Annotated in this window: 9 protein-coding genes and 2 pseudogenes; 6 read left to right on the top strand and 5 right to left on the bottom strand. The window is 55.9% G+C overall.

Going from position 1 to position 13,200, the window contains the following annotated elements; genetic code table 11:
* Window positions 1-78: 78 nt before the first annotated feature.
* From XH85_RS09465 to XH85_RS09455, 3 genes are all read left to right on the top strand, one after another.
* Complete coding sequence (locus XH85_RS09465; RefSeq protein WP_128931687.1) at window positions 79-2,040, top strand: putative bifunctional diguanylate cyclase/phosphodiesterase; 1,962 nt, start codon at window positions 79-81, stop codon at window positions 2,038-2,040.
* 786 nt (window positions 2,041-2,826) lie between these two features.
* A complete protein-coding gene (locus XH85_RS09460; protein WP_128931686.1) occupies window positions 2,827-3,024 on the top strand; it encodes a hypothetical protein in 198 nt (65 codons plus the stop codon).
* A 455-nt stretch (window positions 3,025-3,479) separates the two neighbouring features.
* Complete coding sequence (locus tag XH85_RS09455; protein ID WP_128931685.1) at window positions 3,480-4,469, top strand: DMT family transporter; 990 nt, start codon at window positions 3,480-3,482, stop codon at window positions 4,467-4,469.
* Window positions 4,470-4,486: 17 nt separating this feature from the next.
* Here the strand turns inward: XH85_RS09455 and XH85_RS09450 are convergent, their stop codons facing one another.
* The gene (locus XH85_RS09450) at window positions 4,487-7,123 is read right to left on the bottom strand and encodes a bifunctional diguanylate cyclase/phosphodiesterase (RefSeq protein ID WP_128931684.1); all 2,637 of its coding nucleotides are present in this window, start codon (window positions 7,121-7,123) and stop codon (window positions 4,487-4,489) included.
* Between the two features lie 186 nt (window positions 7,124-7,309).
* Here XH85_RS09450 and XH85_RS09445 point away from each other — a divergent pair, with 186 nt between their 5' ends.
* On the top strand, window positions 7,310-8,179 hold the full coding sequence (locus XH85_RS09445) for a hypothetical protein (protein ID WP_128931683.1): 870 nt from the start codon (window positions 7,310-7,312) through the stop codon (window positions 8,177-8,179).
* A gap of 889 nt (window positions 8,180-9,068) precedes the next feature.
* Here XH85_RS09445 and XH85_RS44850 read toward each other — a convergent pair.
* Both XH85_RS44850 and XH85_RS09440 read right to left on the bottom strand, forming a co-directional pair.
* Window positions 9,069-9,233 (bottom strand): hypothetical protein, encoded by a 165-nt coding sequence (locus XH85_RS44850; RefSeq protein ID WP_164940723.1) that lies wholly within the window; start codon window positions 9,231-9,233, stop codon window positions 9,069-9,071.
* 415 nt (window positions 9,234-9,648) lie between these two features.
* Window positions 9,649-9,831, bottom strand: a complete 183-nt coding sequence (locus XH85_RS09440; RefSeq protein WP_128931682.1) for a hypothetical protein — start codon at window positions 9,829-9,831, stop codon at window positions 9,649-9,651.
* A gap of 1,088 nt (window positions 9,832-10,919) precedes the next feature.
* Between XH85_RS09440 and XH85_RS44845 the strand changes: the two genes are divergently transcribed.
* Window positions 10,920-11,096 carry a hypothetical protein gene (locus tag XH85_RS44845; protein ID WP_164940722.1) on the top strand — a complete coding sequence of 59 codons (177 nt, stop codon included), beginning with the start codon at window positions 10,920-10,922 and terminating at the stop codon, window positions 11,094-11,096.
* Between the two features lie 279 nt (window positions 11,097-11,375).
* On the opposite strand, the pseudogene XH85_RS46175 reads toward XH85_RS44845, so the two are convergent.
* Window positions 11,376-11,934: pseudogene (locus XH85_RS46175) on the bottom strand (IS701 family transposase); the annotation flags it as partial.
* A 241-nt stretch (window positions 11,935-12,175) separates the two neighbouring features.
* On the opposite strand from XH85_RS46175, the pseudogene XH85_RS09425 reads away from it, so the two are divergent.
* Window positions 12,176-12,607: pseudogene (locus XH85_RS09425) on the top strand (sigma-54-dependent Fis family transcriptional regulator); the annotation flags it as partial.
* A gap of 127 nt (window positions 12,608-12,734) precedes the next feature.
* Here XH85_RS09425 and XH85_RS46170 read toward each other — a convergent pair.
* Window positions 12,735-13,184: an ABC transporter permease gene (locus XH85_RS46170; protein WP_338025662.1), complete on the bottom strand. Its 450-nt coding sequence runs from the start codon at window positions 13,182-13,184 to the stop codon at window positions 12,735-12,737.
* Between the last annotated feature and the right edge of the window lie 16 nt (window positions 13,185-13,200).

Here is a 13,200-nt window from a genome sequence, read left to right as displayed (position 1 = left end):
ATTTATCTTTTCTCAAATGTTTGCCGCGACCTTCCAGTACTGGCGGCAACGTTAGAGCCAGTCCTGCGGGGGTCCCAGATGAGGACATATCTGAGCTCGTATCTCTCGAAGCTATTCGCGGGGGACCTGGCGGCTTTCGGCGGCCCTGCGACAGATGAAGCGGTCGCAGGGCACATTCGCGCGGAGCAGATCTCCCTTGTGCTCGGTTATTCCCTGGCCATAATGCTGGCCAACGCTTGCAATGCGACGGTGCTTGCAATTGCCCTCTGGCACTCGCCCAACAGAAACTATGCCCTGATCTGGGCAGCTGCCGTGGTTTGCGGCGCGTTATCGATAGGCTTGAAGGCGCGTTTATCCCGACGGATTACGAAGCCGCAGTTCGTCTCCCGACAGGCCATGCATCGGCTGGTGCGAAATGCGCTCGTTCTTGGAACCGCCTGGGCGGTCGTTCCGGTAGCTTTCTTCGCCGACGCCTCGAATGGCGGCCAACTCGTGATCACGTGTCTTTGCTCCGGGATGCTCGCGGGCGGAGCATTCGCCTTCGCTACGATTCCGGTGGCGGCCGTTGCATTCACGGCTCCGATTTTCGTGGGTACGGCAATCTGCCTCGGCAGAAACGGCGATTTCGTCTATCTGCTCGTCGCTATCCTCGTTGTGGCCTATGGCTTCGTGCTTCTGCGCGGCGTTTTCGCCCATTCTTTCGAATTCACGAAACGCACCATTGCTCAATTGGAAGCCGAACGGAGGGTCCGGCGGGATGCCCTGACCCAGTTGCCGAACCGTTTCGCCTTCAACGAAAGCCTCGAAGCTGCCCTCAACCGGTTGGCTCGATCTGGCGAGGGATTCGCGGTTTTTCTCCTTGATCTCGATCGCTTTAAGGAGGTGAACGACAAATTCGGCCACCCCGCAGGAGATGAGTTTCTCATTCAGGCCGCGGCGAGACTGCAGCGATGCGCGCGTGAGACCGATAATGTCGCGCGGATCGGCGGGGACGAATTTGCGCTGATTATGACCAATCTGGCCAAAGTAGAAGACGCGTTGGAAATCGCCGAGCGCTTCGTCGGCGCTTTCGGCGAGCCATTCCTGATCGAAAGATGCGAGGTCGCGGGCACGACGAGCGTCGGAATCGTGGTGGCCCCGCGCGACGGCAATACGCCTCATGAGCTCCTGAAAAATGCCGACCTTGCGCTCTATCGCGCAAAAAAAGCGGGGCCCGGAACGGTACGCTTCTTTGAGGTCAGCGACGACAAATCAGCGCGCGATCGCAGGGCGCTGCAACGAGATCTGGAGCAGGCGATCGGGAGAGACGAGCTTTTTCTCGTCTACCAACCGTTCTTTGATATTCGCGAAAACCGAGTAACCGGCTTTGAGGCCTTGCTGCGCTGGCAGCACCCTGTCCGGGGAGTCATTTCGCCGGCTGAATTCATTCCAATTGCCGAGGAAACCGGCTTGATCCACCCGATCGGTGAGTGGGTGGTCCGACGCGCCTGCTCAACGCTGTCGAACTGGCCCTCTGATCTCAGGGTCGCCGTGAATTTCTCTGCAGCTCAATTCCATAACACCAGCATCCTGCAAACAATCGTGCAGGTCCTGGCGGAGGCCAGAGTTGCCCCTAGCCGCCTTGAAATCGAAATAACGGAGTCGATGCTGATTTCAAAGTACGGGCCGGCATCATCGATCCTGAATTCACTCCTGCAACTGGGGGTTACGGTGGCGCTCGACGATTTCGGAACAGGATTTTCGTCGCTGACCTATTTGCTGAAATTGCCTTACACCCGCATCAAAATCGATCAGTCCTTTATACGCGACATGCTAACACGGCCGGATAGCGCGGCGATCGTAAAATCAATAATCACGCTGGCGCAGGATCTGCACATTGGCGTGGTCGCGGAAGGCGTCGAGACTGCCGAGCAGCTAGAGTGTTTGCGCCAAACCAGCTGTGATGAAGTCCAAGGATATCTCATCGGTCGGCCGGTATCAGCCGACCGCATCTTCGCCCTGCTCGACCAAAATAAGCAATGGTCGACGCCTGCCGCTTGAAGCGCCTTGGGCAAACCGATAGACCATCATGCCGCGCGACGCCGTGTGCGGCGCTGGCATTGCTAGCCGAATAATCCCAGGATAAGAATGTGACTTGCAATATCACCCTACTGCACCAAGTTCGTCACATCGTCTTGTTGTTCAGCGTCAAGCGTAAGGCCGATATCGATCAACTAGGTCGCTATCGGTAGGTACATCGGAGGCGCGAAGCCGCCGTTCCGCAGCAGCAGGGCATCCCGCAAATAACGAACCACTCCACGATGATAATTTGCGCGTCACTTTGCGTACGAATAGCCGTATCAACGTCTTCGACCAGCTTCAACCGCTGGCGTTCCGTGACTTCTCAACCTCATCGAATAGACTAAGCCGCACGTGGACTCGCTGCCCGAGCCGCAGCGCACCGAGATCGCTGCGCCCCCATGAAGCTCCTGGAGGCCGAGATCGGGACAGGCAATCTCATCGCAGTGGGGATCAGACCATGATTATGAAGATGATAGGAACTCTGCCATCTTGGAAACCTATCTCGACCTTAGAGCTGTTCCACGTCGATCCAGCGTCACAACCGCAGCGACATCCATGCACTGACGACAGCTGGCTGGTCTCCGGCGAGACCCAACAAGCTCCGCGGATAATGAACGGAGCCCGCTCAACGAGGACCTAACATTTAGGAGCACGATGCGTGCGACTGTCAAAATGGCCATCTGAACCAGAGGCCAGAAGGGCCGGCGGCGTCCTACTGGCTGACCTTCAGATTCGGCAAATAAGCCCTGCCGCGACAATCGTTTCGTGCTCTATAAGCGCCTATCGCGACTGTTCGCCGAGCTCGCCTGGCGCGCGGCGACGGTCACCATCAACGCCTATTATACGATCTCGACCGCATCGAGCTTCTGCTCCTCGACCACCGCGGTCTTGAGCCGATCGACGCTGGCGCCCCTTGCGCGGCAGTTCGGGTCCATTAATGGTTTTCCGTTCACGCACAGCTGACAGCACAACGCCGCAGCGAGCCGACTGCTTCAAATGAGCTTCTAGATCTGGATCGTTGACATCAATTGCCCACCACGTTCCGTCCAAGCATATCAAGTGGGAAGAGACGAGAGTTTTACTTTCCTTGCCAGAACGCACGTCGTTAAGCTCAACTTTCACGATTGCCGCTCCCACCCAATTCAGATTTCAGTGTCGGCAACCTATCCCGAATGGCTCCAGATTTAGTTGGAAGAAAATGAACACATTTAGACATTTCCTCGGCAATTGCCTGGGGCACGGGTATTCGGCTCGGCTGTTCGGCAATCAGACGCCGCCATGTTTCGCGAAAATTAACCAAGAATTGTTTCTGTTACCCATAACACTTCCTTAAGACTTAAGCTAAGTGAGACCAACTTTTGTTGGTGGCTCGCGAGCGATAGTGCCGCGGCAAACGCTGACGCTATCTTTCCAATTTCATGGAACGCATGATGAGCGATCTTACGGACACCGCTGGCCATCCACAGAACCCGATGGCCATTCCCGGCTTGCGGAAGGATGACGTTGTTCGCGGAATATACTGCATGATCGCCGCGAGCGTGATGTTCGCACTATCGAGCGCACTATCGAAATGGCAAGCCGCTCTCTATCCCGTTGGCGAGGTTATGTTCTTTCGCTCCGCTTCTGCGTTTGTCCTCTGTGCCGCATTGATCCTGCCGGCAACGGGCATGTCAGTCTTTAACACTCGGCGGCCCCGCGCCCACCTTGCGCGCGGGCTGTCGCAGTCGATCTCGCAGACGTTCACTGTCATCGCCGTTAGTCTGATGCCGCTTGCAGGAGCGATCGCAATCAATTTTTCTGCATCGTTGTGGGCGGCCTTGCTGTCTTTTATCTGGCTTAAGGAGCGTGCCGGAATCGCGCGTTGGAGCGCGCTGGTAACGGGATTCGTCGGGGTTCTCGTTGTGGTAAATCCAGGTGCAGATTCGTTGCAGATTGGCGCATTGTTTGCGCTGGCAAACGCGGTTATGTATGGCAGCGTCACGGTTGCCGTTCGCGGAATGACCGCAACAGAATCTGCAAAGACGCTGTTGATGTGGCAGATGCTTACAGTAACCTTCTTTCACTCCTTCTTGCTGCTGTTTGGATTCCGGATGCCCGCGCCGGCTGACGCAATCATGTTGACCCTGAGCGGTCTTACAAACGCCGCGGCACAATATTTTTGGACGCAAGCACTCCACCTAGCCCCGGCCGCCGCCGTCTCGCCATTCTATTACCTGACGCTCGTCTGGGCACTTGCGATCGGATTTTTCGTTTGGGACGATGTACCGACGCTTTGGCTTCTGATCGGGTCCGCCATTGTTGTTGCATCGGGCCTGTTCCTGCTCGTGCACGAGGCTCGGCGACCAACCAAGAAGTTGATCTCCGGTGAACAAACTGGAGAATACAGCCTTCAGAAAGTCGCTGGCTAGACGAGCGGTCCCAAACTCTAGGCGACAAATTTGCGCCCGGGTGACCATTTGGCAATCATTTCAGGAACTTTCGCTATTGGAACAGGCGGACTGAACAGATAGCCTTGCCCTTCGTCGCAATCGAGCGCCGCGAGAAATTCGTACTGTCCGACGGTTTCGATGCCTTCTGCCAACGTGGTCATTCCCAGAGCGCGAGCAATACTCACCACGGCTTGCACAATCACAACATGCTCGGTGCCTTCAGCAAGGTCAGAAACAAACGACCTATCTATCTTGATTTTGTCGAATGGGAAGCTGCGGAGATAACTGAGAGAGGAATACCCGGTACCGAAATCGTCCAACGAAATACGGACGCCGAGTTGCTTCAACTGACGCAGGGTAGATAGGGTGGATTCATTATTGGTCATGAATACTCCCTCGGTAATTTCAAGCTCAAGGCGATGCGGCTGAAGTCCGGTTTCCGCCAGGGCGCGTCTCACGACCTCGGAGAGATTGGAAGCTGCAAATTGAATCGGAGAAAGATTGACCGCTATCGTAAGGTCGTTCGGCCAGTGCGCGGCGCAGCGGCACGCCTCTCTCAGCGCCCACTCGCCAAGAGGTTGGATGAGTCCAGTATCCTCCGCTACCGCGATGAATGTTGCCGGCGGTACCATGCCATTGACCGGATGGCGCCATCGCGCCAGGGCTTCGAATCCGGTTATGGTGTTGCTCCGCATATTGAGGATGGGCTGATAATATAATTCCATCTCATTTTGCTCGATCGCCTCGCGCAGATCCATCTCAAGCCGCCGTCGTTCCCGAAGCTCCCTGTTCATTGCAGCATGATAGAATCTATAGCTGCCGCGACCTTGGGCTTTGACTGCGTATAGTGCCAGATCGGCGGCAATCAGAAGGTCGTCGCAATTTGCTCCATCGCACGGTCCAATGGCGATACCGATACTGATTCCAGAACGGATTCGGTGGCCGCCAATCTCAAAGGGCTTCTGTGCTGCCTCGATCATGCTATTCGCCAGGGCCTCGATCGCTGGTCGAGACTCAACCGTCGGCACAACAACTGCGAATTCATCCCCGCCGAGGCGTGCCAGCACTTCATTTGCACCGAGCGTACTCTTTAAGCGCCGGGTCATCTCCTGCAGGAGCAAGTCACCGGTCTGATGCCCAAGCGTATCGTTGATAGCTTTAAAACGATCAAGATCAAGAAACAGGACGGCGAATTCCGCCCCTGCCTGCCCGTTGTCTACCGCCGGTGGTTGCCGGCGGCTCATCTGGTCGAGCATGGAGCGGAACATCCGCCGATTTGGGAGACCGGTGAGTGAATCCTCAGAACTAAGGCGGACTGCATCTGCTTCAGCACGCGATCTTTTCGTGACGTCGGTGAAGGTTTGGACGAATCCACCATCGGGGAGACTTTCCCTGCGAATCTCGATGATTGATCCATCCGGCATCGTTCGTTCGCTAACGCCAAGTTCTCCTGCGACAAGATCTGCCAAGATCCGAACAGAAGCCTCGGTCAATCTACCCGTAGGTGTCTCGTATTCGGCAAGCTGATCGACTCTTGGTGGGTTCTGGATGAACTCTACGGGCAAATCGAGCAACTCGCCGCAGCGACGATTGATAATCGGAATCTGCTGATCATGGGTAACCAGCATAATTCCTTGGTTCATATACTCGAGCGTGAGGTCAAGCTGATTCGCTTTTTGTCTTGCCTTCGCGTCTATCCGTAGAAGCTGCTCAAGAGCAATGAGAACCAGCAAAGTAAGTACGGTGCCCACCAACGAATTCAACTTGAGGGCGTTCCGAGAGCTTTCCAAGATCTGGCTTTTATTCAAGCTAACGCTGACCCACAACGGATAGCCCTTGACCTTGCGGATAGTAATGAAACGCGCCTCGTTGTTGGCAGGATCAACGCTCTCAAATGTGGTTTCGACCCCGGCTCGCATTTGGTCGAGCAATTCTGTTCCGCTAAGATCGTCTCCAAGTGCGTAACCGACCGCGCTCCCGCCACTCGAACGAACCACGCCATCACTTCCGATCAGGGCGATCGCCGCCGCCGATCCAAAATTGATATTGTTGTAGAATTTCGTCAAATGGTCCGGATTGAGCGAGGCCACGACGACGCCGCCGAACGTCTGGTCACTGTTCACGAAGCGGCGTGTGAATTGCACGGACCATTTTCCGCTGACGCGGCCAACCACCGGCTTGCTGATAAAAAGCTGATCCGCGATGTTGTTCAAATGAAACTTAAAGTGCTCCCGATCGCTTAGATCCAGGGCAGGCGCGGGTTGAGGACCACTGTTCGACGCGCGCATAATTCCCTTGTCATCAATAATGGCGACTTGGACGATGATGTCGCTCAGCACGTCGGTCGTGTTGGCAATAGCGCTAAAACTAACCGAATTTTTCCGAGTCTCAATGCTCCGTCGCAAGTATAGGAGCGCCTTATCAATTTCTCCGATTGATCGAAGAACATTCTCTTCGAATACCAGCGCAAAATTATGAGCGTCCCGATACGCCTCTCTTTGGTCCCCCCGAACATCGCCGAAGTATTTTACAGCAACTCCTGCCCACATCATGGTGATGATCACCAGGCCGAAAATTGCCGAGCTTCGACGCTCAGCAATCAGCTTTGGCAGCTCTAGGATTTGTAAATTCATGCCGAAAACAGGCCCCCTATCGGCAGGGCTTACTCGTCGGATATTTCGGGCGACTTAACTTCATTGAGCGGCAACCGATCGTGGAAGGTTAACCTTAATAGATGGGCCACCACTCTTCCGAGTTGACGTTGAGAAAAATAACCGATTATTAACCCCGCGATAAAAAGATCTTCTTTCGGAGTTCATATGTCGGGTTGCGATACGGTTGGTTCGAAAGAAGACCCATTAACCAACACTGAAATAACGGCTTGTCCGAAACCGTTTGGCAACAAAGCAGTTGACGGAGGATTTGGAGGACCAATCGAAATTGCGGTGCCTGCCCCTCCTCGAGCCAAGGAGATCGTGCCAGAAAAGGTCCTGCAAGCCTTTAATACCTGGGCTTTTAAGCGTGAGCAGCCTGATAATGCTGTTGCAATGTTGCAGAGCATTTCCAAATCAATGGCGCTAAGAAATCCCGTTCCGTTTGTGCTCTATTGGGGCAAAGGTCCGCGGTCCAACATCGACAAGCCGGACTTCGAATGCCTGAACTATTTGGCTGCCTTCACCCGCCGAATCAATAAAACATACGCGCCCGGGGCAGCACTGAGATTGATTTTCACCGATACCCATGCGGAATTGAACGGACATTCATCACAGAACATACGCCAATATTTTGATGAGGTTGCGGATGGCGCCCGCGAACGCGGTTTCGAGAGCTGTTGGTTGGGCGACCTCACAAAGGCCGCGGAAGCGGATAACACAAGTCCTTTAATCGATGAGATCGTACCGGAGCCGACGTTCCAGCGGCTGCTTGCGAGCGCGATGAAATGGTATCGCGGAAATGGAAGTTGTGAAGAGGGCGCATTAGAATATTACCGGATGAACATGGTCGAAAAACGTGCGGTCGAACGCGCATTTCCTGACTCAATTTTCATCACCTTCAATGGAAGCGAATTTCGAGGGCTTTTTCCCCAAAGCCTTCCAATCTTCTACATGTATTCGCTTCGCAAAGGGATCAGCATCAAACCCTGGTTTCTCTTCCCAGATACGGCCGCCTGCGAACAGCGAGCAAGTTAGCCTCGCGTATTGGAAATGCCGCGCTAGTGGTCCAAATGTATTCTTCCGAGGGCGGCCGCCTTGCAGATATTGCCCCGGGTCCTGACTGTCCTTATGGATATCCTTACTGACGGTCCTCTTGTCACTCGGCTTGAAGTTTTTGATAACGGTCGGCGTCGTCGGCGGTGCTCACCAACCCGCGCCGGCGCGGTGGTCGCCGTAAGTGCTCGGAAATGCCGAGAATGTTACGCGGCCTTCACGCCGAATGAGCCCCGAAGCGCAACAACAGCTGGCCCCTGATCTAGCCTCGCTCCGCGAACCCCGACAACTCGTAGGCATTTCGAGGCTCGTGCAGGAAGTCAAGCGACCATCATCGACCAAGACACGCGGCCCAGATCTGGTCGCGGGTGCGCCCATCGAATCGCGATCGCCCTTGCCACCTCGCGTGCGCACTGTTTGCCCTTGGTACTTTGCGGGTTTGCGCAAAGCTGGTGTTGCGACGCGCCGCGTAGGCGGGCTCCGAAGCGAACGACACAGACAATCATCACAACCTGAGTTTGATCGAAAGCTCCCTCCTGCGCTGCGCCATAATTGCGCGAATCCACCTTCTCTTCGAAAGGTTACCGGATGACTTCGCATCCATCGCTCCCATCCGCCTTTCTAGGGACGCAACGCCTAGCCGGCCGGCACCAGTACCCGTCACCACAGTTCGTTGACCTGGGTTAACCCCCTGGCTGGGCTGTGCCTTTGGACGCCTCTAAAATGCACCTTTCTTGGAGTCTGTGAACGAGGCCGCCTGGACAGTTGGCCCAAGGACGCACCCATGGGGCCATGCCAGCTTTCGCAGCTCTGGTTGGCGGTTGCATGGAGATTGGCGCCGTCGATGAAGAGCGCGACCTTGTTCGGGCTGTCATTCGGGCACGAACCTGAAATTGGATCTGCGCGGCAACGGAATGATTGTTACGCAGCAGAGAGTTGTTGCCGCGAACCCGATTTCCCTGCCACGATCGCGATCGATCAAAGCCTCCAGCAACTCGCGGATCGGTTTAGTCATACGGCGATCGGTTTCGGTCATCCTGCAATCTGCCATGCAGCAATCAGCAGAGACGCAAGAATAAGCAACAGGATCGCGTAAAGCAGAAGTTGAGAGATCAAGTCACCATCGCGTTCGAACATTATATCTCCCATCCGCGTTGCCCCCTGGTTCTGGCTGGGCCGGCGCACTGACTTTGCCAGCGCTTTGGGCGCCTTTTGCTCCGACCAACACTGTACGCAACGAACGGGCAATCTCCTTCACCTGAGTGTGTCGTCTCGGCTTCACATTGCAGCATTACCTAATCGATAATGCAACGAGACGCAGGTTCGCGCCAAAATCCTGCATTTGGCCGTCTTATCCAGTGTATTTCAGCACCTCCATCCGAAGCGATGACGGCAATCCGGGCCATGTCGAGGTCCGCTGCGGGTACTGTCCTCTAAGCTAGCGCGAAGGGCTACAATTCGAAGGCGTCGACCTCCTCATCCGGAAACTTCTCGGCCTCCAGGTCCAACAGGTACCGCGCCTCTTCTAGCTGCCCGGTGATAAGGACGTAGTCTTGGAACGTGCTCGATGCGGTGATGAGCTTCTCGATCAGCTTTCGCAGCTCGTGCCTGAACTGATATTTGCCGACGGTCATTCGTCTCCTCGCCTGCCTGCGCTGAATCCAATTCGGCGGGTCGCTCAGAGACTCACGGGCATTCCGATTTGCGGTCCAAGCCACTCACAGCCTTCCACCGTGCACGCCAACATCCCTGACTTACAACTCTGAACTGATGGGACTCTTACCGCAGCCTTTCGACGAAGGCGATAGGACGGCCTGTTCAAATGCTTGTGCTAGGGACTATGGAGCGGGAGCGGTCAGATATCATCTGATAGATTCAAAAGGGCCATCAAATCATCAGCCGAGGTCGTCAACGGATTCGACGTCACGGAGACGCGGACTTCCTCCTATACGTTATACGCCACTAGCATGGAAGAATACGAGGAGTTCACTCGGCGATAATCCTGTGTGAACCCGGACATTAAGGGCTTCAAGACGATGGTCGTATTGGATCGCGTAAAGGTGCGCCCGTTGAGACTCCATGCGAAGACTGACCAAACGCTGGTACGGTGTCTGCAGCGCGGATCGGCGCGTTGCCGCCTTTTTTCGTCGCTTATCCGTCATAAAACGCAAAAAAAGTCCCCGCGCTCCTCTAGTGTGCCGTCAGTGTCGCGTTCATTCCAAGCTGCTCATGGTCTCTCCGGTTGGCATCCACGTCGAGGCTCGTCTACTCATGCGCATGATCCGCTTTCCGTTCAGGAATTGAGAGGGTCAAAAAAGAGCATGATAGCTACCGCGCTTTCAGACCCTCGAGAAATCCTTGCAGAGGACGTCAAAGAAGCCCTCCTGAGATACTATTCCGGGCGGCGCAAGGTCGCGATTGCCATCAGCAAGCCCGCGAGCGACTGCCAGCTACTATCTCTCTTGATGGAGGACGGGCAAAGGCTTCACCTGACGGTGACGACGGCGCGGTCGTGATGTTTATGATGCCTTTTGTACGAAACGCACCGCCGAGATGACGGACTCAGGCGAGAAACGAAATTGTTCGCTCGTTACGTCGTATCTGTCGTAGCACGGTCCGCGGGACCAAGGTATTTGTCGCTGGAGTCGACCCTAGTGTCGTATGGTGAAGTCATCCTTTGTCGTTCGGAAGGTGACGTCGGTCCGATGGTCCTACATCAAGCATGACAGACAGCAATATCAGCCAGCCTGAAACATCGGAGATGACAGATGACCAGCGCGAATTGAGGCGCTGCAAGCAAGAGATTGCACGTCTCAAACAGCTGGTTGTGGAGCTTTCCGAAATTGTCTTGCGCAACGTCGTAAAGAGCGACGAGGGCGACAATCGGAACGCCCGCTGAGTCTGAGCGACGCCGAAGTAGTGCGCTGTTTCCCAGCAGCGTGGCTTCCCGCCTTGGGGAGCACGGGGAGCGGCCCTGCCCTTGTGCTCCATGACGCGAGGCTCTTAATTTCTAGCTGGAAGCGTAGGATGGTCTTACTGCGTTATGATCGTCGGCGTCCATTTGAAGCTGCAATGACGCCGCAGCAAGGGCATCGTGGTAAGGCTTTTGACGGTTTTGGATTAGGCGCGAGCGGATGGTCGCGATGGAGTTCGGAACGTGGCGCTCAGGCCGCAAGGGGGAGCCTCTAGGTCTGTAACCGTCGGGTAAGCGAGGTGCTTGGAACCGCGGTGGAACGTGGTCCTGAGGGGGAATCGTTGCCTGCTCGGCGATAAGGAAGCCGTAAGCCGCGATGCAGAGGGTCGCGTGATGATGGAAGCCGCGCCAGCCGGGTCCCTCGTAGTGACCGGAGCCCGACCTCTTGGTTGAGCTCCTGATAGTCGCGCTCGATGCGCCAGCGTAGCTTGGCCAGATCGACGAGCCTTTCGAAGTCGATGGTGTCCGGCAGCGTGGAGAGCCAGTATTTGGTCGGCTCTTTTTCGCCTTGGGCCACTCGATCAGCAACCACTCCGGCGACAGCTGCTCAGGGATACCTTTGTTGTACGACGCGGACACGGACACGTGCAAAGCGCGAGGACAGCTTTTCGGCCGAGCCTTCGCGCCAGGTCACCGTGCGCCAGGCCTGCTTCGGCAAACTGGGCGCCACTTTCTTGGCCGACACCAGATCGGGCTCGTCGCGGCGGCCGGTGTTGTTCATCGGCTTGTCCAGCCGTCGTGGACTGCTTCCAGGGGCCCAGATCAAGATGATTGATACTCCAATAGAAGTGGTGCTCCGGGCGCGCCGCACAGTGCAGATTTGAGCTTGACCGGCGGCCGGCATTCAGCAACCATACGTAGATTGACTGAGGAATCACTGCCTAGTGGCGTCGGGATGGTGCTGTTGAAAGACAAGCTCGGCGTCATCATGACGATGCAAAGCATATTGTGAAATCTCATAGACTCGCGTCGTGGACGATCGAACAGACGTATAGGATAATAGCATGCGGCTTCTTATTGTCGGCACCTTGAAGGACCAGCTCACGACAGCCACCAAGATCGCCATCGACAATGGCGCGACTGTTACCCAGGCCGAGGATCATGAACTGGCGATGCGGGTGTTGCGCGGCGGCAAGGGCGCCGACCTGCTCTTGGTCGACGCCGGGCTCGACATCCGCGACCTCGTAATGCGGCTGGAGGCCGAGCACATTTACGTGCCGATCGTCGCCTGCGGCATCACCAACGACGCCCGCGCCGCGGACGCGGCGATCCATGCCGGCGCCAAGGAATATATCCCGCTGCCGCCGGAACCGGAACTGATTGCAACAATTTTCGTAACGGCGGCCGACGAGACCCGCGACTTTGTCGACCGAGACGAGGAGATGGCGCGGGGGATCATGCTCGCCCAGCAGATCGCCGCCTCCAGTGATGCGATTGAAACCATCCTATCCTAATTATGCAGTAGCGGCGGCATTCGCCATGTGACCTTAAAGCTAGACTCGTAGCAACGGCTCTGCCGCCCCGGCGCGCTGAGCAAAAAGAAATATCCGCAACTCTGCAAACTCATGGCGTCACCGGTGCCTTCCATCGCATGAAGTGGCCCTCCAGCGTCTCGAGAACAGCATTGAACACAAGCTTGATGACCGCGACGCCCAAAATGCCGAAATACATCTGTGGGATCAGGAAGCTGTACTGGCTGTTGATGATGAGATAGCCGAGACCGACCTTGGGATCTACCATCTCGGAGGCGAGCAGCACGAGTATGGCGGGGGCACTAGCAAGACGAATACCGACGAATATGGTCGGAAGCGCCGCAGGAAGGATCACCTTGCGGAACAGTTGCTGCGGCGTCGCGCCCATGGTCCGTGCTGACTTGATCAGGAGCGGATCGACCTGTTTCACCGCGGCGATCGTGTTGAGCGGGAGCGGCCAGGCACAACTATAGATCATCATAGTGATCTTCGAGATTTCGCCGATCCAGAGCAGCAAGATGAACACCGGCAGCAGCGCCAGCGGCGCAGTGTTGCGG

It is taken from the genome of Bradyrhizobium zhanjiangense, from assembly GCF_004114935.1.
GTDB classification, from domain to species: Bacteria; Pseudomonadota; Alphaproteobacteria; order Rhizobiales; family Xanthobacteraceae; genus Bradyrhizobium; species Bradyrhizobium zhanjiangense.
Note: the sequence above shows the minus strand (reverse complement) of the source record. Positions and strands in the feature narration are given on the sequence as shown.

Excerpts from the sequence above, each read along its gene's own strand:
- XH85_RS44845 (WP_164940722.1), top strand. The coding sequence starts at position 10,920 with ATGACAGACAGCAATATCAGCCAGCCTGAAACATCGGAGATGACAGAT.
- XH85_RS44850 (WP_164940723.1), bottom strand. The coding sequence starts at position 9,233 with ATGACCGAAACCGATCGCCGTATGACTAAACCGATCCGCGAGTTGCTG.
- XH85_RS09455 (WP_128931685.1), top strand. The coding sequence starts at position 3,480 with ATGGAACGCATGATGAGCGATCTTACGGACACCGCTGGCCATCCACAG.
- XH85_RS09440 (WP_128931682.1), bottom strand. The coding sequence starts at position 9,831 with ATGACCGTCGGCAAATATCAGTTCAGGCACGAGCTGCGAAAGCTGATC.
- XH85_RS09450 (WP_128931684.1), bottom strand. The coding sequence starts at position 7,123 with ATGAATTTACAAATCCTAGAGCTGCCAAAGCTGATTGCTGAGCGTCGA.
- XH85_RS09465 (WP_128931687.1), top strand. The coding sequence starts at position 79 with ATGAGGACATATCTGAGCTCGTATCTCTCGAAGCTATTCGCGGGGGAC.
- XH85_RS09445 (WP_128931683.1), top strand. The coding sequence starts at position 7,310 with ATGTCGGGTTGCGATACGGTTGGTTCGAAAGAAGACCCATTAACCAAC.